Raw genomic sequence first — 24,315 nt, forward strand, 5'->3', positions numbered from 1 at the left:
ACGGGGCGCGAGCCGGGCCGGGGGCGGGCACCGGACGCAGACGACCCCCTCGTCCGCTGCACTCCGGCCGATCATCGTTAGCGGAAACCGCGTGTCTTGTCAGCCGTCCGTGTGCATTGCCGCATCCGCGAGGGCGGCGGCGAGGCGTTGCCATTCGTCCAGGCCGCCCGTGCCGATAGCGTCGGCGACATGATGGGCGGGGATGCCGAAGCGCAGCCAGCCGGCCTGTTCAGGGATGGTGACGGCCGCCGGCCAGTCGCGGATCAGGATACCATGCCGCGCCGCCAGATGCGCCAGAATGGTGGCCGCCCGGGCGCGGCTGCCGGCATCGACGGTGCGGAACAGATCGGTGCCGCCAACGGCCTTAAGCCCGGCCCCCGCCAGCAGCCGGTCGAGGCGGCGGGCATCCGACGCCAGCCGGTCTCGGGTTCGTGCGGCCCAGCCGGCATCGCCATAGGCCTGCGCCGCGACGGCCAGGGCCGGGCCCGACACCGCCCATGGCCCCAGATGATCGGCCATGGCCGCGGCGACGGCTGGATCGGCGATCGCAACACCCAGCCGCAACCCCGCCAGACCAAAGAATTTTCCGAACGATCTCAGCACGATCAGCGCCGGCCCGGCCGATGCGGCGACCGATGCCGCAGGGGCGGTCTCGCCAAAGGCCTCGTCGACCACCAGCCGGCCGCCGCGCCGCGCCATCACCTGGGCAAGATCCATCAACATGTCGGGCGCGTGCAGCCGGCCGTCGGGATTGTTCGGGTTCACGACCAGCGCGGTATCGATACCGGAGGCTGTGAGGTCTGCGGGGTCGGTGACCACGCAGACCGTGTGTCCGGAGCGCTGCCAGGCGGGGCCATGCTCGTTATAGGTGGGCCCCAGCACGGCGACCCGGCCGCGCGGCACGGCGAAGGGCAGGGCCTGGATCAGCGCCTGCGATCCGGGGCCCAGGCACAGGTGATCATCCGATGCGGCGCCATAGAAGCGGCGGGCGGCGGCAATGCAGGGCCGGATCAGGTCGTCATCGGGAAGCCGGGTCCAGGCATCCGCCAGATCATTGGCAATATCAATCGGGTAGGGGTTCCGGTTGATGCCGGTGCTGAGGTCGATCCAGGGCCGTGGTGCATGCGGATAGCGGGCCATCATCCGGGTCAGCCCGCCGCCATGATCCCGCCCCGCCGGTGCCGTCCCGGTCATGGCAGCACCGGCCGGGCGGCGGCGGCGAACAGCGCCTCGATGTCCAGGCTGGCCTCAAGGTGATCGGCCAGGGCATCCAGCGCCTGTTCGACCGAGTGCTGGTAATCGACCGGCGCCGGCCTTCGGCCGGTCATCGCCTCGATGAGCGCGGCCCGATAGCCATCGGCGCCGAACAGGCCGTGCAGATAGCAGCCGGTCACCCGTCCGTCATGGCCCACGGCGCCGTCGTCGCGCGCCGGTCCTTCCCGTTGACCGATCAGCGCCAGCATCGGGCGCGCGCAATCGGGGCCGGTGGTGACGCCGATATGCATCTCATAACCCTGGACCGCGGCCCCCGTGATCCTGTCGGTGCCGGCCGCCTCGATCAGCGATTTATCGCCACCCAGCCGGGTGTGGATGTCGAGCAGGCCCAGCCCGGCGACGCTGCCGGGCTCGCCCTCGATGCCCTCAGGGTCGGATATGCTGCGCCCCAGCATCTGATAGCCGCCGCAGATGCCGATCACCCGTCCGCCGCGCCGGACATGGGCGGCCAGATCGATATCCCAGCCCTGGGCGCGGAAGAAGGCCAGATCGCCGATCGTCGCTTTGCTGCCCGGCAGGATGATCAGATCGGCGACCGGCAGCGGCTGGCCGGGCGGCACCATGGTCAGGGCCACCTGCGGCTCCAGCTTCAGCGGGTCAAGATCATCGAAATTGGCGATGCGCGACAGCATCGGCACGGCGATCTTCAGGCCCCCGGGGCCGGGATCGCCCGGGGTGTCCAGGGCGACCGCATCCTCGGCCGGCAGCCGCGCCGCCGCCGGCAGCCAGGGGACGACACCGAAAGCCGTCCAGCCGGTGCGGTGCCGGATCTCGTCGAGCCCGCCATCGAACAGGCGAACATCGCCCCGGAACCGGTTGATGATAAAGCCTTTGATCAGCGCGCGCTCATCGGGCGGCAACAGCATGTGGCTGCCGACCATCTGGGCGATCACCCCGCCGCGGTCGATATCGCCGGCCAGAACCACGGGCGCCTGCACGGCGGTGGCGAAGCCCATATTGGCGATATCGCCGGCACGCAGATTGACCTCCGAAACCGATCCCGCACCCTCGATCAGCACCAGATCGGCCTGATCGGCCAGGATATGGAAGCTCTCCAGAACCCTGGGCATCAGACGGTCGCGCCAGCCGCGGTATTCGGCGGCGCGCGCCGTGCCGGCCATCCGGCCCTGAACCACGACCTGCGCGCCGATATCGGTCTGCGGTTTCAGCAGCACCGGGTTCATGTGCACGCTCAACACAGCACCGCAGGCGCGGGCCTGAAGTGCCTGCGCCCGGCCGATTTCCCCGCCATCGGCGGTGACGGCGGCATTGTTGGACATGTTCTGTGGCTTGAACGGCCGCACCGTCAGCCCGCGCCGGCGGGCGATGCGGGCAAGGCCCGCAACCAGCAGCGATTTGCCGACATCGGACCCGGTGCCCATCACCATCAGGCAGCGCGCGGTGGTCATGATTGCAGCTCTCCTGATCGGCGGTCTCAGAACGTGGCCCGCAGGCCCAGATAGACGCTGCGACCAGGGGTGGCATAGCCATCCACTTCCTGATAGTCGACGTCGAAGACATTGTCGAGCCGCGCGAAGGCCGTGAGGCTGTCGGTCAACCGCTGGTCGCCATTCAGCCCCAGCACCGTATAGCGACGGATCTTGGTGGGCCGGCTGGCGGAATTCTGCTGTGCGCCGACATGGGTCACCTCGGCCCCGATCCGGCTGCCATCCCATGGATAGAGATCGGCGGCGGCGAACAGGCTGTGGCGTGGCCGGCGCGGCAGCGGCCCGCCGGTATCGAGATCGGTCGTCTCCAGATAGGTATAGGCGGCCTGAAGCGACAGCAGGTCGGCCGGTGTGGCCCTGGCCGACAGCTCGACGCCTTCGGTGCGGGCGCGGGCGGTGTTGCGATAACGGCTGGCGGCGCTGTCGAAGCTCAGCATGTTGCGGATGTCGTTGCGGAACCAGGTGGCGCCCAGGGTCAGACGTTCCTCCAGGAAACTCTGTTCGATGCCAAGGTCATAGCCGCAGCTCTTCTCGACATCCAGCGAGGCGTCGCCATAGGTCGGGTGATAAAGCTGGTACAGCGACGGTGCCTTGGTGCCGGTGCCCAGGCTGCCTCGCAGGGTGATGCCGGTGCCTGGAATCACCCAGGCGCCGGTGAACCGCCAGGTGGTGCTGGCGCCGAAGGCGTCGTGATCGTCGCGCCTGAGGCCGGCGGTCAGATACACCTGATCCCATAAGCCGGCCTGATACTGGCCGAAGATCGCGGTGGTCGTGGCATCGGCCTTCAGCGTGGTGGTGACCGGATCGCCCAATGCGCGGGCGTCGCGGATGGTGGCGCGCTCGGTCTCGGTGCCAAGGCCGAGCGTCAGGATGTCGTCGTGATCGTCGACCATAATATCGGTCTGGGTCTCGATGCCCTGGCGCACGCCATCGAATTCGGTACGGGCCTGAAAACGCGACAGGGGGTTGTTCGACTCCCGATCGAGCCGCGCGCCCGACAGCGTCGTCCGGTTCTCCACCCGACCGTCGGCCAGAGTGGCGATCGCCGTCAGCCGTCCGCTATAGCTCAGGGCATCATTGGTGCCCGGCGCTTCGGGATTGCTCGACGGATCGAAATCGGCGCTGGTCCGCGCCGCCGTGCCCGTGGCTTCCAGCGCCAGCATGTCGCTGAGCGTCACGCCCCCGGACAGGCCGATCTGGGTGCCGGTGAAGCCGTCATCCTCGCGGCCGCCTTCCAGCCGCGAAAAACCCTCGGTCCGGAAATCGACCGCGGATATCGCCGCGTCCCAGCCGGCGCCAGCCGCGCGCAGGGCGGCGCTGACCCGCTGGCTGCGATAGGCGCCGGCCTCGACCGAGGCATCGCCCTCCACCCCGTGCCCGCCATCCCTCAGGCCGCGGCGGGTGATGATATTGACCACGCCACCAATGGCATCCGCGCCATAAAGCGCACTTTGCGGGCCGCGCAGCACCTCGATACGGTCGACATCGTCGGCGAGCAGCCGGCCCAGATCGAACCCGCCACTGGCGCTGGCGGGGTCGTTCACTTCCACACCGTCGATCAGGATCTTGGTCTGGCTGTCATCGGTGCCGCGCAGCCTGAGATTGGTGGCGGAGCCGGGGCCGCCGGTGCGGCTGAAGCTCACCCCCGGCGCCCGGCGCAGGGCATCGACCACGAACACCGTGCCGGCCTGCCGCAAGCTGTCGCCCTCGATGACGGTCACGGCGCTGCCGATGCGATCCGGATCCACGGCCGTCCGGGTGGCGCTGACCACCAGCGGCGACAACGCCTCGTCGGCCCGGGCCGGTGCGATGGCAAGCTGGCCCTGAAGAATGACAAGCGCGCCACCGGCGACGAGTCGGGCTGCGGTCGATGGGCGGGTAGGGATATTGATACGGCGATAGCGCCGGGAGGTGTGCATCGAGCGGTCCCGCAATGACGATGGCCAAAGCGCATCGACGCGGCTGGCGGCTCTTTGCAGAGAAAAGATGCCGCCGCTCCACCGGTCAGACCCGTCCGGTGGTTGCCTCGATACACGGGTGGCTGACGGCAGGTCTCCTGGCTTGCGGGTCCATGCACCGCCCGGCCTTCCCGGCAACCCATGGTTACCAGTGGCATGATCGGGTGGTGCTCTCCGCCTACAGTTGCGGGTACAGCCGCGGCATTGGCAGGGGCTGGCCCTGCCGCACCGCATTCCCTCTTCATCCGCGCACAGACAGAACCTGGGCGCGAAACCGTCGCCGCGCACCATAGACACCGCATCCACCGCCGACAAGGGGCCATCCATCGGCCGGTGGAACGCAGCATCGGCAGCGGCCAAAAAAATGGCGTCGCACCATCGGGATGCGACGCCAGGCCTTCAGGGCCCAAGTCTCAGGGAGAGAGCAGGTCTCAGGGATAGAGAGTGGGTATTCCAGGGAAACGCGGGTCGTTCAGGCTGGAGACGGGGTATCAGCCGGCGGGGGCCGGGGCGGTGGTGGTCATCGGCTGTGCGGCACCGGCATCGGCGTCGCTCTTGACCGCTTCGGCCGATTTGAAGGCCGGCATCTGCTCAAGCTGCTCCGGCGTCATCGAGGCGACAAGAACCTGGTCACCCGGCTCCGCGGTCAGTTGATCCCACGACACCATCACTTCCTTGGTGCCGAAGCCCAGAACACCGCCATATCCCAGGATCGCGTGGGTGATCTTGCCATCCGGACTGAAGACCAGTCCTTCCAGCGTCGCCACCTCGTCGCCATCCGGAGTGCGGACGACCGTATCGCTCGACAGCAGGGTATTGGCCGGCTGCGGCTCCGGCGGCGCCTCGGCGCTGTCCTCGGTATCCGCGGGCGGCGTGGTGGCCGAGGGTGCGGCGGTGCCGGCGGCCGGAGCCTCGTTCATCGTGCCGGTCGAACCGCCCGCCGGCGCTTCGGTGGTGGTGCCGGCACCGGGGGTGGTCGCCTGGGCCAGTGCGCTGCCTGCGGCAAGCGGAACGGCGCCAAGGCCAAGAATGATCGCGAGAGCCGAGGTGGTGCTGCGCATGGACTTCAGCATGGGGGGTCTCCTGTGTTCAGCGATCCGGCAAGCTCTCTTGCCTTCCCCTAAGACTTAAGTTCTTTCGTTATGATTGTGAATAGAAAAGGCTGTGGCATAATCATGAGGCATTTCGCCAGTGAATATTGCGACATGTCTCAAGTTGTGTCGCTATGATGTCCTGGCATGAAAGATAGAGGTGGTTACGGCCACAGCGGTTACCTCGGACGACACCCTGTGTCGTCCGCATGTCGCAGCGGCGCTTGACGGCGACCGGTGCCCGGCGCAGGCTCCGCGTCAGACGTAACGACGGCAGCCGCACAGGTTCAAACCCGGCCGTGGCCCGTCTGGTTCCCACGTGGTGAGGAGATCTGCCACATGCGTATGGACATTCTTGGCCTGGCCGGTGCCGCCGTGATCGCGGTCGGCATCGCTGCCGGTGGCTGGCTGGTGGGCCAGGGCGTGGTCGAAGCGCGGCTGGGTAACCGCACCGTCTCGGTCAAGGGCCTGTCCGAGCGCGAGGTGAAGGCCGATCTGGCGGTGTGGTCGCTGCGCTATGTGGCGTCGGGCAATGACCTGACCGAGGTTCTGCGTGAACTGCGCGGCGCAACCGAAACGGTCACCAGCTTTTTCACCGATGCCGGCCTGCCGGCCGGGAACATCGAGATGTTGAGCCTGGACGTCACCGATCAGAATGCGCAGCTTTATCGCTCCGGCCCGGTCGAGGTGCGCTATATCGTGGCGCAGACAGTGGCCGTGCGCACCACCGAGGTCGACAAGGTGGAAGCCGCGTCGCAGAAGGTGGGGACGCTGGTCGAGGCGGGGGTGGTGTTGTCGAACGAGATGGGCGCCTTCGGCAGCGGCCCGTCTTACGTCTTCACCAGGCTGAACGATCTGAAACCCGAGATGATCGCCGAGGCGACCGCCAACGCGCGTGATGGTGCCGCCCAGTTCGCCACCGACAGTGGCAGTCGGGTGGGCGCGATCCGCAATGCCTCGCAGGGACTGTTCCAGATCCTGCCGGCGACCGACATTCCGAACATGCCCGAAAGCCGCCAGATCACCAAGACGGTGCGGGTGGTGAGCACCATCGATTTCTTCCTGGAAGACTGACCATACAGTGACGGCGCCTGATACCGACCTGCCCCTGCCGGCGCGGATCGCCCATGCGATCGCGGCATTGCCGGTGGCCGGGCTTGCGCCCGCCATCCGGTCGGAACTCGCGGCGGGCCGCGACCTCGTCATCGAGGCCCCGCCCGGCGCCGGCAAGACCACGGCCGTGCCGCTGATGCTGCTGGATGCCCCTTGGGCCGCCAATGGCCGCATTCTGATGCTGGAACCCCGACGGCTGGCCGCGCGGGCCTCGGCTGCCCGCATGGCTGCGATGCTGGGTGAACCGCTGGGCCAGACCGTGGGCTATCGGGTGCGTCTGGATGCCCGGGTGAGCGCCGCCACCCGGATCGAGGTGGTGACCGAGGGCATCTTCACCCGCCGTATCCAGAGCGATCCCGAACTCGACGGTGTGGCCGCGGTGATCTTCGACGAGATCCATGAACGCAGCCTGGATGGCGATCTGGGGCTGGCGCTGGCGATCGAGGTCAAACAGGCGCTGCGGCCGGATCTGCGGATCATCGCCATGTCGGCGACGCTCGATGCCGGCCGGGTCGCGGCGCTGATCGGGGACGCAACCCGGCTGCGCGCCGATGGCCGGATGTTTCCGGTGGTGGTGCTGAACGACGACCGCCGACCCGAGCCGCGCGAGCTTGCCGCCGCCATGGCCGGCGCGGTCCGCCGCATGCTGGCGGCCGAGACCGGCGACATTCTGGCGTTTCTGCCCGGCACGGGGGAGATCGCGCGCACGGCCGAGCTGCTGGCCGGCGCGGGTGGCCCTTTGGTCGATATCATGCCGCTTGCCGGCGAGCTGACCGCCGAGGCCCAGGATCTGGCGATCCGCCCGTCGGTGCCCGGCCGGCGCAAGGTGGTGCTGGCGACCGCGATCGCCGAGACCAGCCTGACCATCGACGGCGTGCGGGTGGTGATCGATGGTGGCTACACCCGGCGGCCGCGCTTCGACCCGGCAAGCGGCATGAGCCGGCTTGAGACGCTGCGGGTGTCGCGCGCCGAGGCCGAACAGCGCCGCGGCCGTGCCGGGCGTGTCGGCGAGGGGATCTGTCTCAGGCTGTGGCCCGAGGCCGAGACCCGGGCGCTGGCCGCTTTCGCCGCGCCGCAGATCACCGTCGACGACCCGGCGCCGCTGGCACTGGAACTGGCGGTCTGGGGCGTGGAGCAGACCACCGCCCTGGCCTTTGCCGATCATCCGCCCGCGGCCGCCTGGGCGCAGGCCCGTGACCTGCTGCGACGGCTGGGTGCCCTCGACGCCGAAGGCCGGGTGACCGCCCATGGCCGCGCGATGGCCGGGCTTGGGATGCATCCACGCCTCGCCCATCTGGCGATCGAGGGCGCGCGGCGCGGCGCGGCACGGGATGCGGCCGCTCTGGCCCAGATCCTGTCGGAACGCGACCTGTTCAGGAACGCGCGAACCGATATCGACCTCGCCCGGCGGATGATCCTGGTGGCGGAAGGCCGCGACCCCTTGCGCGGCGGCGATGGCGCCGTCATCGACCGTGGCACGCTGGCCCGGGTGCGCGAGGGCGCGCGATCGCTGGAACGGCGCCTGCCGGCGGCGCGGCGCGACGGCCGTGACCCGCGCCCGTCTCTCGGCCAACTGGTGGCGCTGGCCTATCCTGAGCGGTTGGCCCAGGCGCGCGGCCGGGACGCGGTGTACCGGCTGATGGGCGGTGGCGGCGTGGCGCTCGATCCGCTCGACCCGCTGGCGGCGGAACCCTGGCTTGCGGTGGCCACCACCGGTGGCAGCGGCCAGGGTGGCGATGCCCGCGCCTTCCTGGCGGCCCGCATCACGCTCGACGAGATCGAGGCCAGTTTCAGGGCCGATATCCGCACGGTCGACCGGGTGGAATTCGATCTGAAATCGGGCGGGCTGGTGGCGCTGCGCGAACGCCGGCTGGGTCAGTTGCTGATCGGGACAAAGCCGCTGTCGAAGCTGGCGCCCGAAGATCATGGCCGTGCGATTGCCGAAGGCGTGCGGTCGCTCGGCCTCGATCGGCTGGACTGGCGCGACGCGGCCTTGTCGCTTCGCCATCGCATCGCCTTCCTGGCCCGTATCGACGGTCCCGATGCGGGCTGGCCGGATGTGTCGGATGCCGGGCTGACGGCGACATTGGAAGACTGGCTCGGCCCCGATCTGGGGCGGGTTCGCCGGCTTGACGATCTGGCCCGGATCGATGTCAGGGCAGCACTGCTGCGTCTGCTGGACTGGCGCCAGCGCAGCCGGCTGGATCAGGCGGCACCGGAACGGGTGGCCGTGCCGTCCGGGCGGTCGCATGCCGTCGATTATGCGACCGACCCGCCGGTGCTGGCGGTGAAGCTGCAGGAAATGTTCGGTGCCGCCGAAGGGCCGCGCGTCGCCGATGGCCGGGTGGCGCTGCTGGTCCATCTGCTGTCGCCGGCCGGCCGGCCGGTGCAGGTGACGGCCGACCTCGCCGGATTCTGGACCGGCAGCTATGCCCAGGTGCGGGGCGAGCTGCGCGGCCGCTATCCCAAACATCCCTGGCCGGACGATCCGACCGGCGCGGTGGCCACCCACCGCGCCAAGCCGCGCGGCAGTTGAGCCGACCGGACGGTCGCCGGGTTGAGACCTCAGTCCTTGGTCGGCCGTGGAACCACCGGCTTGCCGGCGGCCTTCCAGGCCACGAACCCGCCCTCCATATGGGCCACGGGCTCAAGCCCCATATCCTGCAGGGCCGCCGTCGCCAGTGCGGATCGCCACGCCCCGCCGCAATACAGCACGAAGCTTTTGCCCGAGGCGAAGACCGGCTTGTGATAGGGGCTTTCAGGATCGACCCAGAATTCCAGCATGCCGCGCGGCGCATGATAGGCACCCGGGATCATGCCTTCGCGGTCCAGTTCGCGCACGTCGCGGATGTCGACGAACAGGGTTTCGGGATCGTCGAGCAGGGTTTCCGCGTCATCCATCGGGATGGTGCGGATGCGGGCGCTGGCTTCCATCACCAGGTCTTTCACGGTTCTCTTCAGGGGCATGGGGTGGTCCTTGCATGGGCGTTGTGTACTGGTCGCCTGTGAGCTTAGGGCTTTCCGTCATGGTTGGCATTCGACAGACTGAGGTCCAGTGTCGAAGAAACGACAGCCCGGATGCCCCAGTGATGACGCAGCTTCCCCCGTTCCGGTCGATAGAAGCCTTCGTGGTCGCGGCACGGCGGCGCAGCCTGACGGCGGCGGCCGACGAGCTGGGCCTGTCGCTGCCGGCGCTCAGCCGGCGGATCGGCGTTCTGGAGGCGCATATCGGCAGCCCCCTGCTGGTGCGGTTGCCGCGTGGGGTCGAGCCGACGGCGCTGGGTGCGGCCTATGCGGCGGATCTGGCGCCGACGGTGATGGCGTTGCACCGTGCGACCGATGCGGCCCGCGCCGCCGCCCGTGGCCGCCCCGACCGGCAGACGGTGCGGATCAGCCTGATCCCGACGCTGGCGGTCACCTGGCTGCTGCCGCGGATGGCGGCGTTCCATGCCGCCAACCCTGAGATCGCGATCGATCTGGACGGTTCGGCCACCTGTGTCGACCTCGCGGCCGGCCATGCCGATCTGGCGATCCGGCTGGGGCAGGGCCGATGGCGGGGTACCGACGCGCTGCCCCTGATGGCGCTTGATCTGCAGCCGGTGTGCAGCCCGGCATGGCTTGCGGATCATCCGGCCGGGTTGAACGAGCCGCGCGATCTGTACCGCGCGGCGCTGCTCGGCCCGGGCCACCGGCCGGAATTCTGGCCGGAATGGGCGTGGGCCCAGGGGCTCGACGCCGACGCATTGCCGCCGGTCCGCACCTTCGACAGCCTGCAGATGCTGTATGAGGCGGCGGCCCAGGGGCTGGGGGTGGCGATCGGCCTCGACCGGCTGGTGCAGCCCTGGATCACCGCCGGCCGGCTGGTCCGGCCGATCGCGGGCAAGGTTGTGTCGTTGCGTGGGTTTCATCTGGTGACGCCGGCCGGCGCCGTGCCCCGCGCCCCGGTCCGCGTCGTCAGCGACTGGCTGCGGGCGGAAGCGCGGCGTGACGGCAATGCCGCCCGCCTTGCGGTTTCCTGAAGGCTGCGGTCGCAGAACCGAATTGTCGCGTGTGCTTTCCGCGCCGACAGTCGGTCGATCGACCACCAGCGAGGCCGCGCCGACCATGGATGCCACGACACTCTGCTATCTCGACGCCACCGCACAGGCAGCCCTGATCCAGACCCGGGCGCTGTCGCCGGTCGAGGTGATCGATGCCCATCTCGATCGCATCGCCCGGATCGATCCGATGCTGAATGCGGCCGTCACGGTGATGGCCGACGGCGCCCGTGCGGCCGCGCGGGCGGCCGAGGCGGCGGTCATGGCCGGTGCGGCCACGGGCCCGCTGTTCGGTGTGCCGTTCTCGGTCAAGGACTGCATCGATACCGCCGGCATTCCCACCCGGCGCGGCTCGCGCCTGTTCGCCGATCATCTGCCGGCGCATGATGCGACCGCCGTGGCACGGCTTCGCGCGGCGGGCGGTATCCCGCTGATCAAGACCAACCTGCCGGAGTTCTCATACGGAATTGAGTCCGACAATCCGCTTTCGGGCCGCAGTAACAATCCGTGGGATCTGGCGCGCACGCCTGGTGGATCGAGCGGCGGCGAGGCGGCGGCGATCGCCGCCGGCCTGTCGCCGCTGGGTCTTGGCAGCGATGTCGCGATCTCCGTGCGCGGCCCGGCTGCGATGTGCGGCATCGCGGCACTGAAGGCCACCCATGGCCGCATCCCGTTCACCGGCCATTGGCCCGACATGTTGCGCCGATGGTGGCATGTCGGGCCGATGGCACGCAGCGTGCGCGATCTGGCGCTGGCGCTGGATCTTCTGGCCGGCCCCGACGGCCGGGATGGTTATGCAGTTCTGCCGGCCGGTGTCGGGGCGGATGCGGCCGATGGCCGACCGCTGCGGATCGGATGGATGGCGGCCGAAGGGCTCGGGCCAGTCGATCCTGAGATGGTGGCGACCGTTGCCGCGGCGGCGGATGCGCTTGCGGCGGCGGGTTGCGTGGTCGAGCCGGTCGCGATACCGGCCCTGGAAACCGACTGGACCGCGATCAGCGCCATCCTGCATGCGCCGGAGGTCGAGCCCGGTTTTCGTGCGGTGGTCGGCGGGCGCCTGGATGCCGTGCACCCGCTGATCCGGCACGTGGTGACCCGCGAGCCGGTTGCGCTGGCCGATCACGCGGCGGCAATGCGGGCGGTGGAGGCGCTGAGAGACGCCTTCGCGGATGTCTTCACCCGCCATGACCTGTTGCTGTGCCCGGTGCTGCCGATCCCGGCGCCTTTGCATGGCCAGACGCATCATCTGGTGGATGGCGAGCGGGTATCGGCACGCCATGTGATGCGCGCGACGGTTCCCTTCAATCTGACCGGGCTGCCGGCGCTGTCACTGCCCTTCGGGATGACGGCAGGCGGGCTGCCGATCGGCGTGCAGATCGTCGGCCGCTGGTTCGCTGAGCGCGTTGTGCTCGATGCCGGGGCGCGGCTGGAAGCCTTGAGCCCGGTGCGCGACCGCCGCCCGCCGCTTTGACGGCACAGCGCCGTGAAATGGTGGGTTGCGCGCCGCCGCCGCTGGACGTCCTGCCGCTCAGGGTGTAGGAATGCAAGTCATTCGCACTTGCGAAGATGATCTCAGGGCGCAGATGACCTCAGGGCGGAGGAGACGACATGGCGATGAAGACGGGTAGGATCGGGTGCCTGGTTCTGGGTGGTGCGCTGCTGGCATCGGCATCGGCGCTGGCCGCCACCGACGACCAGAAGCGTGCGGTGGTCACCAATTACGCCAACATCGCCCAGGCCGCCTATGGCGACAGCCTGACGGCCGCGAAGACCCTGCAGGCCGCCGTTGAGGCGCTGATCGCCAAGCCGGGGCCCGAGACCATGGCAGCAGCCCGTGCCGCCTGGATCGCCGCCAATGTCCCCTATAAGCAGACCGAGGCCTTCCGGTTCGGCAATGCCATCGTCGACGACTGGGAGGGCCGGGTGAATGCCTGGCCGCTCGACGAAGGCCTGATCGACTATGTCGACAGCTCGTATGTCGGCGCCGAGGGCAATGCGGCGGCGGCATTGAACGTCATCGCCAACAAGAGCCTGACCGTGGCCGGCAAGACCATTGATGCCACCACCATCACGCCCGCGCTGATCGAGTCGCTGCAAGAGGCGGAAGGCGTCGAGGCCAATGTCGCGACCGGCTATCACGCGATCGAGTTCCTGCTCTGGGGCCAGGATCTGAACGGCACGGGCGCCGGCGCCGGCAACCGGCCCTGGACCGATTACGACACCGCCAACTGCACCGGCGGTAATTGCGACCGCCGGGCCGCCTATCTGAAGGCCGCGACCGATCTGCTGGTCGACGATCTGGCCTGGATGGCGGCGCAGTGGCAGGATGGTGGCGAGGCGCGCAAGGCGCTGTCCGACACCACGCCCGATGCCGGGCTGAGCACCATGCTCACCGGCCTTGGCAGCCTGTCCTATGGCGAACTGGCTGGCGAGCGCATCAAGCTGGGCCTGCTGCTCAACGACCCGGAAGAGGAGCATGACTGCTTCTCGGACAACACCCACAACTCGCATTATTACGATGCCGTGGGCATGTGGAACGTCTATAGCGGCCGCTATGTCCGCATCGACGGCTCGGCGGTCGACGGGCCGTCGCTGTCGGGCCTGGTCGCCGAGGCCGACCCCAAGGTTGATGCTGACGTCAAGGCGCGGATGGCGGTGACGCTGGCCTCGCTTGGCGCGATCAAGGCCACCGCCGAGGCCGGCACTCATTACGACCAGCTTCTGGCACCGGGCAACGAGGCCGGGGCGGCGCTGATCAATACCGCCATCGATGGTCTGGTGCAGCAGACCCGCGCCATCGAGCGCGCGGTGACCGCGCTGAAGCTGGAGCCGGTGGCGATCGAGGGCTCCGACAGCCTCGACGATCCGAACGCCGTGTTCAAGTAAGCCCACGCGCGCGCGGCGGAGCTTTGGAAAGCCTACACCCATAAAGTCGGCGGCATGCAAGCCGCCGGCGCATCTTCACGGTCGGTCTGGATATCACGGGCCCCGGCGTCAGCCGGGGACGTGGCGTCCGGCCGACCGTCATGCATTTGGAGCACCAGGCGTGACGATCGCGACGACCAGGGGCAGATGGATCAGGTCGGCCGGCTATGCGGCGGGAATGATTGCGGTGCTGGGAGTGCAGCAGGCCGCATCATCACCGCCGCCGATCGCAACGGTCGATATCCCTGCCGAGGTTGCAGAACAGCCTGATCCGCATCTTTGGGCGGTGCCGCGCACCAAGGCCGAGCGGGCGCGGATCGCCGCCGTCATCCGGCCCACCACCGATTTCACCCGGGCTGAGGAATACGAGGTCCGGCCCGGTGGTGCCGCGACCACGATGAAGCAGGTCAATCGCGACATCTTCTCGCAATCCTCGGCCAATATGCCGTTCGAGAGCGAGTTGGACTTCAAGGTCGGCAACGGCCTGTTCCGCAAGATCTGGGTGTCGTCGCCATCATCGACCAGGGCATCCGACGGGCTGGGGCCGCTGTTCAATGCCCGATCCTGCCAGAGCTGCCATATCAAGGACGGACGCGGCCATCCGCCGGCCGGAGAGGATGACGATCGCGTCTCGATCTTCCTGCGCCTGTCGGTGCCGCCACGAACCGATGAACTGAAGGCCGCGATCGCCGCCCATCTGCTGACCGTGGTGCCCGAGCCCAGCTATGGCGGTCAGCTTCAGGATCTGGCGGTCCAGGGCGTGCCGTCCGAGGGGCGGATGGAGATCAGCTATCGCGAGATGCCGGTCACCTTATCGGATGGCGAGACGGCCAGCCTGCGTGTGCCCACATACAGCATCGGCGATCCGGGCTATGGGCCGCTCGACCCTGAGGTGATGCTATCGCCACGGGTGGCGCCGCCGATGATCGGGCTTGGGCTGCTGGAAGCCGTGCCGGCGCGCGATATCCTGGCCAATGCCGATCCCGACGATGCCGATGCCGATGGCATTTCCGGCCGGCCCAACTTCGCCTTCAGTCCGGAATTCCAGCGGGTCATGCTGGGCCGCTTCGGCTGGAAGGCGGGCACACCCACCATCCGCCAGCAATCCGCCGACGCCTTTGCCGGTGATATGGGGATATCCAACGATCTGCACCCGGCCGGTTACGGCGAATGCACCGAGGCGCAGATGGCCTGCCGCGATGCCCCGGACGGCGCGGATGCCGATGACAGGGACGGGTTCGAGATCGACGGGCCGGGCCTGGATCTGGTGACGTTCTATTCCCGCAATCTGGCGGTGCCGGCACGGCGTGACGTCGATGATCCGCAGGTGCTGCGTGGCAAGCAGGTGTTCAATGATACCGGCTGCATCGCCTGCCATACGCCAAAATTCGTCACCGCGCGCCTGACCGACCGCCCGGAGCAGAGCTTTCAACTGATCTGGCCCTATTCCGACCTGTTGCTGCACGATATGGGGCCGGGGCTGGCCGATGACCGGCCGGAGGGGGCGGCCACCGGCTTCGAGTGGCGCACGGCGCCGCTGTGGGGCATCGGCCTCACCGCGACGGTGGACGAACCCGCGCATTTCCTGCATGACGGTCGGGCCCGCAGCCTGCTTGAAGCCGTGCTCTGGCATGGCGGCGAGGCTGAAGCCCAGAAGCAGGCCGTGATGACCATGCCCAAGCCCGATCGGGACGCCTTGATTCGTTTTCTGGAGTCGCTGTGATGCGTTGCCTGAACCATCGTCGTCTCGTGCCGCTGGCCGTTCTGGCCAGCCTGACCATCGCCATGACGGCGCCTGCCGGTGCCGCGACATCCACGGCAGCAGAGCAGACGGCGGAGACCGCCGCCGCCCAGGCGGTTGACCACAAGGCTTTGGCCGCGCGCGCGCTCGACGGCTATATCCGGCCCGAATTCGACGGTTTCGAGACGGCTGCCGCCCGTCTGGCCGCCGCCGCCGAGGATGATCAGTCGCCGGAGACCTTGCTGCCGCTCTATGATGCCGCCTATGACGCCTGGATGCGCGTCTGGTTCTTCCGCTTCGGCCCCCTGGAAGCCGAAGGCCGACGCTTCCGGCTGGAGTTCTGGCCGGAACGCAGCGGCATCGCCTATCGGGCGATCAGCGCGCTGGTCCGGGCCCGCAACCCGATCGTCGACGATCCCGATGCGTTCGCCGGCGCGTCGGCGGGTGCGCAGAACCTGGTTGCCATGGAACGGCTGCTGCGCCCGCGTGACGCGGTGCCGGCCGCCGGTACGGATGGTGCCGGGTATCGCCATCGGCTGATCCGGGCGATGGCACGCAACCTTGCCCGCGAAGCCGCGGCGGCGCGGGCCGGATGGGACGAGGAGGGCGGTGCCGCCTTCCTGCTGATGACCGCCGGGGCGGAAGAAAACATGACCTATTTCACCCCGGATGAGGCGACCTTCGCGCTGTTCAACGCCTTTCACGGCGCGCTTCAGGAACTGGAGGAGTTGCGGCTGGGGGCTGTGGCCGCCGATCAGGCATCGACATCGCCCCGCGCCGCCCATGAGCGGGCAGGGGCATCGCTTGAAAACATCCGCGCCGGCATTGGCGGTCTGATCGATTTCGAGCGGATCGTGTTCGCGCCGGCCGCCATCGACCAGATGGCGCAGGCGGCGATGGCGGCATCGCTTGCCGAGGCGGCGCGCGCGGCCGACGCCGCCATCGCGGCGGGGCCGGCCGATATCGCTGGTATTGCCGCGCTGAAATCGGCCCTCGCCGATGCCCGTGGCCTCGCGGTGTCGCGTCTCGCGCCGGCGCTGGGTGTGCGGGTGGGCTTCAACTCGTTCGACGGCGACTGATGGCGATGGATGGAGAGGGCCGGACAATGAGCGATGGCGAGACGAGTGTTACCCGGCGGCGGGTGTTGGGGGGGCTCGGCGCGGCTATGGCCGGCGTCGCGATGGCCCGTCCGCGAACCCTGTGGGCATCTTCGGCCGGCCCGGCGCCGGGCGCGCCGGATTTTCTGATCGCGGCACGCCACGACAGCGGCGACTATGCGTTGGTCGGCCTGATGCGGGATGGCGGCATCCGCTTCACGCTGCCTCTGCCGGCCCGTGGTCATGGCGGCGTGGTTCATCCGCTGCGGTCTGAAGCGGTGGCGGTGGCGCGCCGGCCGGGGCGTGAGGCGCTGGTCGTCGATTGCGCGACCGGCAGTGAGGGCTTGCGGCTGACACCGCCCAAGGGCCGGGTCTTCTATGGCCATGGCGCGTTCTCGAACGATGGCCGGCTGCTGTTCACGCCCGAGAACGAGTACGAGGCGACAGCCGGACGTATCGGCATCTGGGACGTGGCGGACGGCTACAAGCGGATCGACGAGATCGCCTCGGGCGGTGTCGGGCCGCACGAGATCCGCCTGGAGAGCGGTGGTGCCACCCTGCTGGTCGCCAATGGCGGCAATGCCACCCATCCCGACACCGGACGCGAGGTGCTGAACCCCGGCACCATGCAGCCCAATCTGGTTCGGATCGCGGTCGATGACGGCCGGATCGTCGATGCCGTGCAGAATGAGCCGGCACTGAGGCTCAACAGCATCCGACATCTGTCGACCCGCCCCGACGGGCTGGCGGCGGCGGTGATGCAGTGGCAGGGCGACGCTCATGAGCGCCCGCCACTGATGATGCTGCACAAGGCCGGCACGGCGCCACGATTGCTGACGGCCCCGGAGCCCGCGCATGCCGCGATGCGCAATTATGCCGGCAGCACCGCCTTCAACCGCGCCGGCGATCTGGTGGCGATGACCTCACCGGTCGGTGGCCGCATCCAGGTGTTCGAGGTTGAGACCGGCGGATTCCGCGCCAGTCTGGTGGCGGCCGATGTCTGCGGCCTGGCGGCCGATCCCGACAGCGACGGCTTCCTGGCCACCGATGGTCGCGGCCGGGTGCTGGCCCTGCTGCCCGATCCGGTGGCGGAAGGTGGGCTTAAGATGACGCTGCGCGCACGCCATGCCCTGGCCTTCGACAATCATATGATCCCGCTCTGACCGCGGGGACCGCGGGCACCGGGGGGATCAGGGGCACCGGGGGGATCTGGGGCATCGGGGGCAGGGCCGGTCCCGGGCAGGACCGTGGCCGGTCCGCCCGGCACCGATCCGGATCAGCCGATCTGCTTCAGGCGGATCACCTCGAACTGCGCGATCCCCTTCAGCGTCCGGCCGAGGGTGCGGAAGTGGTCGGACTTGCCGTGGGCGATGGTGGCCGCCTCGTCGGTCCATTCCTCCAGCATCACGAAACGATGATCGTTGGTGACATCGACATGCAGGTCATAGCGGTGGCAGCCATCTTCCGCCCGGCTGGGGCCGGTGCAGGCGGCGAGCGCCTCGCGCACGGTGTCGGCATGGCCGGGCTCGGCGGTGATGATCGCGGTGATGACCAGATTGGGGGTCATAGGGGAGCGTCCTCCGGTTGTCGTTATCGTCGGGCCGCCTTCATGGGGCGGCATCGCCGGTCAAGTTACAGCAATGCCGGTCCTGGCGCGATCGATTGCTCGACTTGCCGATCTTTCACTGTTTACATCGGCGTTTTATTGACGGCCTGCTGATGTCTTGCCCGGCAGCCATAATGCGGCAATGCGGCAATGCGGCAATGCGGCACCAGACAGTGACGTCACAACGCGTGGGCCATCCGGTCGATCGCATCGGGCAGGTCTGTCGGATCGGCGACAAGGCCATCGGCGCCGGCCATCTCCAGTTCGTCGCGGCCACCATAGCCCCACAACACACCGAGGGCGCGGATGTTGTGGGCGTGGGCGCCGGAAATGTCATAGCGGCGGTCGCCGACCATGATCGCGCGGGCGGGATCGATATGTTCGCCGCGAAGGGCGCGACCGATTACCTCGGGCTTCTCGCCACCGCTGTCGTCGGCATTGGCGCCATAGGTGCCGGTGAACAGCGGCATCAGGCCGTGGCGCTTCAGGATATGGCGGGCGGCGGGCAGGGCCTTCGACGTGGTCAGCACCAGACGGCGCCCCTCGCGGCCGAATTGTGCCAGCACTTCGGGGATGCCGGGGAAGAGCGGGCTGTCCTTCAGCACGACCTCGTCGTGATGGCGCTGGAAGACCGCCACCGCTTCGGCCACGCGGTCATCGCCATGGCGGGACATCAACAGGGCCATGGTGTCGGTCAGTGGCGGGCCGATCGTCCAGCCCAGGTCTTCCGACAGGTCTGGCTCGTAACCCATCTCGCGCAGGGTCATGTGCGTGCAGCGCACCACGGCGTCATGGGAATCGATCAGCGTGCCATCCATGTCGAGCAGGATGGTGATGTCGGCGGGCGCGGCCACGGCAGGAACTCCGGACAGGATCAGGACTGGGTGATGCGGATACCGCCATGGACGACGATGGCGCCGCAGGCTGAGTTGTATGATGATGCGCCCTGATCGAGCTGTGAAAAAAATGCGGCCCGCTCCGTCAGGAGAAGGCCGCAGGGTGGTCATCTGTCAGGCGTATGATGGCGGAAAGGCGGGATCAGGCCTTGCCGGCCATCTCGCGCAGCATGCGCACGATGCCTGAGAAGTCGGCGCCGCCCTGACCGGCATCGGCATATTGCTGATAAAGCGCTGCCGCGGCGGCGCCCAGCGGCGTGGCGGCGCCCGACGAGCCGGCGGCATCTTGCGCCAGCTTCAGATCCTTCAGCATCATGTCGACCGCGAAGCCCGGCTTGTAGTCGTTATTGGCCGGCGAGGTCGGCACCGGGCCCGGCACCGGGCAATAGGTGGTCAGCGACCAGCACTGGCCCGAGGCGGTCGACGAGATGTCGAACAGGGTCTGATGCTCGACGCCCAGCTTCTCGGCCAGGGCAAAGGCCTCGCAGACACCGATCATCGAAATGCCGAGCAGCATGTTGTTGCAGATCTTCGCCGCCTGACCATTGCCGGCACCGCCGGCATGGACGATCTTCTTGCCCATCTTCTCAAGGAAGGGCTGGGCCTTGGCGAAGGCATCGGCCGTGCCACCGACCATGAAGGTAAGCGTGCCGGCGGCGGCACCACCGACACCGCCCGAGACCGGCGCATCGACCATCGGCCGGCCGGCGGCCTCGGCGGCGGCGATCACCTCACGCGCGCTGTCGACGTCGATGGTCGAGCAGTCGATGAACAGCGTGCCCGGGCGCGAGGCGGCGAGGATGCCGTCATCGCCCAGATAGACACCCTTGACGTGCCGGCCGGCGGGCAGCATCGACACCACCACGTCGACATCGGTCGCGGCCTCGTTGGCGCTGGCGGCCTTGCTGCCGCCGGCATCGACGATGCGCTGCACCGCCTCGTCGGAAAGATCGAAGCCCTTGAGGGCATGGCCGGCCTTGAGCAGGTTGAGGGCCATGGGCCCGCCCATATTGCCGAGGCCGATGAAACCGATGGTCGCCATCTTCGAAACGTCTCCCTGAAGTCTTCTGTCTTTGTGACGGACGGTCAGTCTTTGTGATGGGGGCTCAGTTTTTGTGACGGGGGCTCAGTCGACCGCCATGCCTTGAAGCAGGCGGCGGGCGATGATCACCCGCATGATCTCGTTGGTGCCTTCCAGGATCTGGTGGACCCGGGCGTCGCGCAGATAGCGCTCGATCGGGTAATCCATCAGATAGCCATAGCCGCCATGGAGTTGCAGCGCCTCGTTGCAGATCCGGAAGCCGGCATCGGTGGCGAAGCGCTTGGCGCTGGCACAGATCGCGGTCTTCTCAGGATGCTGATTGTCCAGCGCCCATGCAGCGCGGCGAATCATCAGCCGGGCGGCATCCAGTTCGGTCATCATGTCGGCGAGCCGGAACTGGGTGGCCTGGAACTCGGCCAGCGCCTTGCCGAACTGCTGACGGCCGATGACGTAGTCACGCGAGATCTCAAGCGAGGCCCGCGCGGCGCCGATCGAGCAGGCGCCGATATTGATCCGCCCGCCATCCAGGCCCATCATCGCGATCTTGAAGCCGTCGCCTTCTTCGCCAAGACGGTTGGCGACCGGCACCCGGCAGTCTTCAAAGATCACCGCCGCGGTCGGCTGGCTGTTCCAGCCCAGCTTGCGTTCGTTGGCGCCGAACGACAGACCGGGGGTGTCCTTCTCGATCACCAGGGTCGAGATGCCCTTGGGACCGTCCTGGCCGGTGCGGACCATCACGACATAGATGTCGGAGCGGCCGCCGCCGGAAATGAAGGCTTTGGACCCGTTCAGCACATAGTGATCACCGTCGCGCGTGGCACGGGTGCGCAGCGCCGCCGCATCCGATCCGGCGCCCGGTTCGGTCAGGCAGTAGCTGGCGAAATGCTCCATCGAGCACAGCCTGGGCAGGAAGCGGTTGCGCTGTTCGTCCGACCCGAAGCGGTCGATCATCCACGACGCCATGTTGTGGATGGAGATATAGGCCGCGGTCGAGGTGCAGCCGGCGGCCAGTTCTTCGAAGATGATCGCCGCATCGAGCCTGGACAGGCCCGATCCGCCGACATCGTCGCTGACATAGATGCCGCCGAAACCCAGGGCCGCCGCTTCACGCAGTTCGGCCTCGGGGAAGATCTTCTTTGCATCCCATTCCGGCGCGCCCGGCGCCAGACGGTCGGTTGCGAAGCCGCGTGCCATGTCCTGGAACGCGCGCTGGTCTTCGGTCAGGGAAAAATCCATGGGGCCACCTCCAGCACCGTATGCGTCCGCACCCCGCCCGCCGGTCGGCTGAGATCGGCGGGCGGGGGACGTGACGGTTCAATCGACGCGAAGAGCCGGTGGATCAGCCCATGGTCGGGATGTGGAAGTCGGCGCCCGAACGGATACCCGTCGGCCAGCGGCTGGTCATGGTCTTGACCTTGGTGTAGAAGCGCACGCCTTCGGGGCCATGCTGGTTGGTGTCGCCGAAGGCCGAGTTCTTCCAGCCACCGAAGGTGTGGAAGGCCACCGGCACCGGGATCGGCACGTTCACGCCAACCATGCCGACCTGGACGTTGCGGGCAAATTCGCGCGCGGTGTCGCCATCGCGGGTATAGATCGACACGCCATTGCCGAATTCATGCTCGGTCGGCAGGGCCACGGCCTCGTCATAGGTCTTCGCACGCACGATGCTGAGCACCGGGCCGAAGATCTCTTCCTTGTAGATCCGCATGTCCGGGGTCACGCGGTCGAACAGGCAGCCACCCATGTAGTAGCCGTTCTCGTAACCCTGGATGTTGACCTCGCGGCCGTCCACGATCAGCTCGGCGCCTTCCTGGGTGCCCAGATCGACATAGCCGCGCACCTTACGCAGATGGTCGGCGGTCACCAGCGGCCCGAAATCGCCGTCGGCCATCGAGGGGCCGAACTTCAGGTTCTGAACCCGGGGGATCAGGCGCTCGCGCAGGGCCTCGGCGGTGTCCTCACCAACCGGCACCGCCACCGAGATCGCCATGCAACGCTCGCCGGCCGAGCCGAAGCCCGCACCCATCAGCGCGTCGGCGGCCTGATCGAGATCGGCATCCGGCATGATGATCATGTGGTTCTTGGCGCCGCCCATGGCCTGGACGCGCTTGCCATGCGCGGCACCGGTCGCATAGACGTATTTCGCGATCGGGGTCGAGCCCACGAAGCTGATCGCCGGCACGCGCGGATCGGTCAGAAGCGTGTCGACCGCGTCCTTGCCGCCGTTGACGACGTTCAGCACGCCGGCCGGCGCGCCGGCTTCCATCATCAGCTCGGCCAGACGCATCGGGACCGAGGGATCCTTCTCAGACGGCTTCAGAACGAAGGTGTTGCCGCAGGCGATGGAGACCGCGAACATCCACATCGGCACCATGGCCGGGAAGTTGAACGGCGTGATGCCGGCGCAGACGCCCAGGGCCTGACGCATCGAGTAGACGTCGATGCCGCGCGCGACATTCTCGGAATACTCACCCTTCAGCAGATGCGGAATGCCGCAGGAGAAATCGACCACGTCGAGACCGCGGGTCACGTCGCCCTTGGCATCGGTGAAGGTCTTGCCATGCTCGCTCGACAGCAGCTCGGCAAGGCTGTCCATGTTCTCTTCGACGAGCTGCTTGAACTTGAACATCACCTTGGCGCGTGCCATGGCCGAGGTGTTCGACCAGCCGGGGAAGGCGGCAGCGGCATCGGCGATGCCCGCTTCCACTTCCGCCTTGGTGGCCAGCGCCACCTTTGCCGACAGCTCGCCGGTCGACGGGTTGTACACGTCGCCGAAATTGCCGCTGGTGCCTTCGACGATCTTGCCGCCGATAAAGTGATGGATCTGCTTGACCATCCCGCGTTTCCCCAACTTTTTGCGAGGGTGTAGGACCGCGCCACCCTGCCGCCAGATCAGGCGGCGGCGCGTCCGCACCGCCCTTGTCTTGTGCCTTGGTATCATGTGCAGCAGGCGGGTCGTGCGTCACGACCCGCCGGACAGCTTGGTGACGCTACGATAACGATGTAAAACTGCACGACCAGCCCAAAACGCGCAGAGGCTGTCTGCGCGGATGCACACACTCCGCGAGGCCCCGATGTTCGACTGGAACGACCTGCGTTTCTTCCTGGAAGTCAGCCGACGCGGGCGTCTGGTCACCGCGGCACGACACCTCGCGGTTGATCATACCACCGTCAGCCGGCGCATCCAGGCCCTGGAAGAGCGGATGAACACCAAGCTGTTCGACCGCACGCCGGCCGGATACAGCCTCACCCCCGCCGGTGCCCAGCTTGTGGAATATGCCGAGGCGATGGAGACGACCGCCTTCGCCATTCAGGAGAGCATCGCCGGCCAGGATCTGCATCTGTCGGGCACGGTCAGGCTGGGGGCGCCCGAAGGCTTCGCGTCGGCGTTTCTGGGCGCGCGGCTGCATCGTTTCTTTGCGGCCCATCCGGGCATCCAGATCGATCTGGTCGCGGCGCCGCGCTATCTCAGCCTGTCGAAGCGGGAAGCCGATCTGGCGATCGGGCTGGCGCGTCCGACCTCGGGCCGGCTGGTGGCACGCAAGCTGACCGATTACCGGCTGTGCCTTTATGCGTCCCCCGCCTATCTGGAACGCATGGGCACGCCGCGCAGCCTGAAGGATCTGGAGACCCATGATTTCATCGGCTATGTCGACGATCTGATCTTCGCGCCGGAACTGCGCTATCTCGACAAGCTGGTGCGCACACCGCAGGTGGTGATGCGCTCCACCAGCCTGATCGTGCAGCGCGATGCCGCCGTCGACGGACTGGGCTTGTGCATCCTGCCCTGTTTCGTGGCGGCGACGGCACCGGGGCTGGTGCCGGTGATCCCGAAGGAGAGCAGCATCACCCGCAGCTTCTGGCTGGTGACCCATGCCGATCTGCGCGACATCGTGCGGGTGCGCATGGTCGCCGAGTACCTCCGCGATCTGGTCAAGCGCGACCACGATCTGCTGATCGGCCGGTCGCTGGACCGGATCGATGCCAATGCGTCGACGGCGACGGCCACCTCCGCATGACGCGACCCCTTGTCTGGTCACGACCGGTTCGGCGGCCTAATATCGGTGCCGGGGAGCATTTCCCGCC

At 68.0% G+C, this 24,315-nt stretch carries 19 protein-coding genes and 1 riboswitch; of the genes, 9 read left to right on the forward strand and 10 right to left on the reverse strand.

All coding sequences use genetic code 11. The features are described from left to right. Positions 1 to 99: 99 nt before the first annotated feature. The 4 genes from cobD to WG924_RS01445 form a co-directional block, all read right to left on the reverse strand. On the reverse strand, positions 100 to 1,194 hold the full coding sequence (cobD, locus tag WG924_RS01430) for a threonine-phosphate decarboxylase CobD (RefSeq protein ID WP_345931033.1): 1,095 nt from the start codon (positions 1,192 to 1,194) through the stop codon (positions 100 to 102). Then, the gene (locus tag WG924_RS01435; RefSeq protein WP_345931035.1) at positions 1,191 to 2,684 is read right to left on the reverse strand and encodes a cobyric acid synthase; all 1,494 of its coding nucleotides are present in this window, start codon (positions 2,682 to 2,684) and stop codon (positions 1,191 to 1,193) included. The genes cobD and WG924_RS01435 overlap by 4 nt, the downstream gene beginning before the upstream one ends. A gap of 26 nt (positions 2,685 to 2,710) precedes the next feature. Next, the gene (locus WG924_RS01440; RefSeq protein WP_345931036.1) at positions 2,711 to 4,642 is read right to left on the reverse strand and encodes a TonB-dependent receptor plug domain-containing protein; all 1,932 of its coding nucleotides are present in this window, start codon (positions 4,640 to 4,642) and stop codon (positions 2,711 to 2,713) included. 110 nt (positions 4,643 to 4,752) lie between these two features. Next, positions 4,753 to 4,975, reverse strand: a riboswitch (cobalamin riboswitch). Between the two features lie 197 nt (positions 4,976 to 5,172). Further along, positions 5,173 to 5,754, reverse strand: coding sequence for a superantigen-like protein SSL4 (locus tag WG924_RS01445; protein ID WP_345931037.1), 582 nt, complete (start codon positions 5,752 to 5,754; stop codon positions 5,173 to 5,175). Between the two features lie 357 nt (positions 5,755 to 6,111). Here WG924_RS01445 and WG924_RS01450 point away from each other — a divergent pair, with 357 nt between their 5' ends. Both WG924_RS01450 and hrpB read left to right on the forward strand, forming a co-directional pair. Then, on the forward strand, positions 6,112 to 6,846 hold the full coding sequence (locus WG924_RS01450) for an SIMPL domain-containing protein (protein ID WP_345931038.1): 735 nt from the start codon (positions 6,112 to 6,114) through the stop codon (positions 6,844 to 6,846). Positions 6,847 to 6,853: 7 nt separating this feature from the next. Continuing rightward, positions 6,854 to 9,421, forward strand: coding sequence for an ATP-dependent helicase HrpB (gene hrpB / locus WG924_RS01455; RefSeq protein WP_345931039.1), 2,568 nt, complete (start codon positions 6,854 to 6,856; stop codon positions 9,419 to 9,421). A gap of 29 nt (positions 9,422 to 9,450) precedes the next feature. Here the strand turns inward: hrpB and WG924_RS01460 are convergent, their stop codons facing one another. Continuing rightward, on the reverse strand, positions 9,451 to 9,852 hold the full coding sequence (locus tag WG924_RS01460; protein ID WP_345931041.1) for a rhodanese-like domain-containing protein: 402 nt from the start codon (positions 9,850 to 9,852) through the stop codon (positions 9,451 to 9,453). A gap of 122 nt (positions 9,853 to 9,974) precedes the next feature. Between WG924_RS01460 and WG924_RS01465 the strand changes: the two genes are divergently transcribed. From WG924_RS01465 to WG924_RS01490, 6 genes are all read left to right on the forward strand, one after another. Next, positions 9,975 to 10,904 (forward strand): LysR substrate-binding domain-containing protein, encoded by a 930-nt coding sequence (locus WG924_RS01465; protein ID WP_345931042.1) that lies wholly within the window; start codon positions 9,975 to 9,977, stop codon positions 10,902 to 10,904. Between the two features lie 85 nt (positions 10,905 to 10,989). Then, entirely contained in the window at positions 10,990 to 12,393 is a 1,404-nt protein-coding gene (locus WG924_RS01470) for an amidase (protein WP_345931731.1), read from the forward strand. A gap of 143 nt (positions 12,394 to 12,536) precedes the next feature. After that, positions 12,537 to 13,808: an imelysin family protein gene (locus WG924_RS01475; protein ID WP_345931732.1), complete on the forward strand. Its 1,272-nt coding sequence runs from the start codon at positions 12,537 to 12,539 to the stop codon at positions 13,806 to 13,808. A gap of 217 nt (positions 13,809 to 14,025) precedes the next feature. After that, on the forward strand, positions 14,026 to 15,570 hold the full coding sequence (locus WG924_RS01480) for a di-heme oxidoreductase family protein (RefSeq protein ID WP_345931733.1): 1,545 nt from the start codon (positions 14,026 to 14,028) through the stop codon (positions 15,568 to 15,570). Continuing rightward, on the forward strand, positions 15,570 to 16,667 hold the full coding sequence (locus WG924_RS01485; RefSeq protein ID WP_345931043.1) for an imelysin family protein: 1,098 nt from the start codon (positions 15,570 to 15,572) through the stop codon (positions 16,665 to 16,667). Before WG924_RS01480 ends, WG924_RS01485 begins: the two co-directional genes overlap by 1 nt. A 26-nt stretch (positions 16,668 to 16,693) precedes the next feature. After that, a complete protein-coding gene (locus WG924_RS01490; protein ID WP_345931044.1) occupies positions 16,694 to 17,848 on the forward strand; it encodes a DUF1513 domain-containing protein in 1,155 nt (384 codons plus the stop codon). A gap of 113 nt (positions 17,849 to 17,961) precedes the next feature. Here the strand turns inward: WG924_RS01490 and WG924_RS01495 are convergent, their stop codons facing one another. From WG924_RS01495 to WG924_RS01515, 5 genes are all read right to left on the reverse strand, one after another. Then, entirely contained in the window at positions 17,962 to 18,252 is a 291-nt protein-coding gene (locus WG924_RS01495; protein WP_345931045.1) for a putative quinol monooxygenase, read from the reverse strand. 218 nt (positions 18,253 to 18,470) lie between these two features. Further along, complete coding sequence (locus WG924_RS01500) at positions 18,471 to 19,145, reverse strand: HAD hydrolase-like protein (RefSeq protein ID WP_345931046.1); 675 nt, start codon at positions 19,143 to 19,145, stop codon at positions 18,471 to 18,473. A gap of 184 nt (positions 19,146 to 19,329) precedes the next feature. Beyond that, a complete protein-coding gene (gene mmsB, locus WG924_RS01505) occupies positions 19,330 to 20,229 on the reverse strand; it encodes a 3-hydroxyisobutyrate dehydrogenase (RefSeq protein ID WP_188578478.1) in 900 nt (299 codons plus the stop codon). A gap of 84 nt (positions 20,230 to 20,313) precedes the next feature. Further along, complete coding sequence (locus tag WG924_RS01510) at positions 20,314 to 21,465, reverse strand: isobutyryl-CoA dehydrogenase (RefSeq protein WP_345931047.1); 1,152 nt, start codon at positions 21,463 to 21,465, stop codon at positions 20,314 to 20,316. Positions 21,466 to 21,568: 103 nt separating this feature from the next. Continuing rightward, complete coding sequence (locus WG924_RS01515; protein WP_345931048.1) at positions 21,569 to 23,065, reverse strand: CoA-acylating methylmalonate-semialdehyde dehydrogenase; 1,497 nt, start codon at positions 23,063 to 23,065, stop codon at positions 21,569 to 21,571. Positions 23,066 to 23,279: 214 nt separating this feature from the next. Between WG924_RS01515 and WG924_RS01520 the strand changes: the two genes are divergently transcribed. Continuing rightward, complete coding sequence (locus tag WG924_RS01520) at positions 23,280 to 24,248, forward strand: LysR family transcriptional regulator (protein ID WP_345931050.1); 969 nt, start codon at positions 23,280 to 23,282, stop codon at positions 24,246 to 24,248. Positions 24,249 to 24,315: the final 67 nt, after the last annotated feature.

The organism is Tistrella arctica, assembly GCF_039630945.1.
Lineage (GTDB): Bacteria > Pseudomonadota > Alphaproteobacteria > Tistrellales > Tistrellaceae > Tistrella > Tistrella bauzanensis.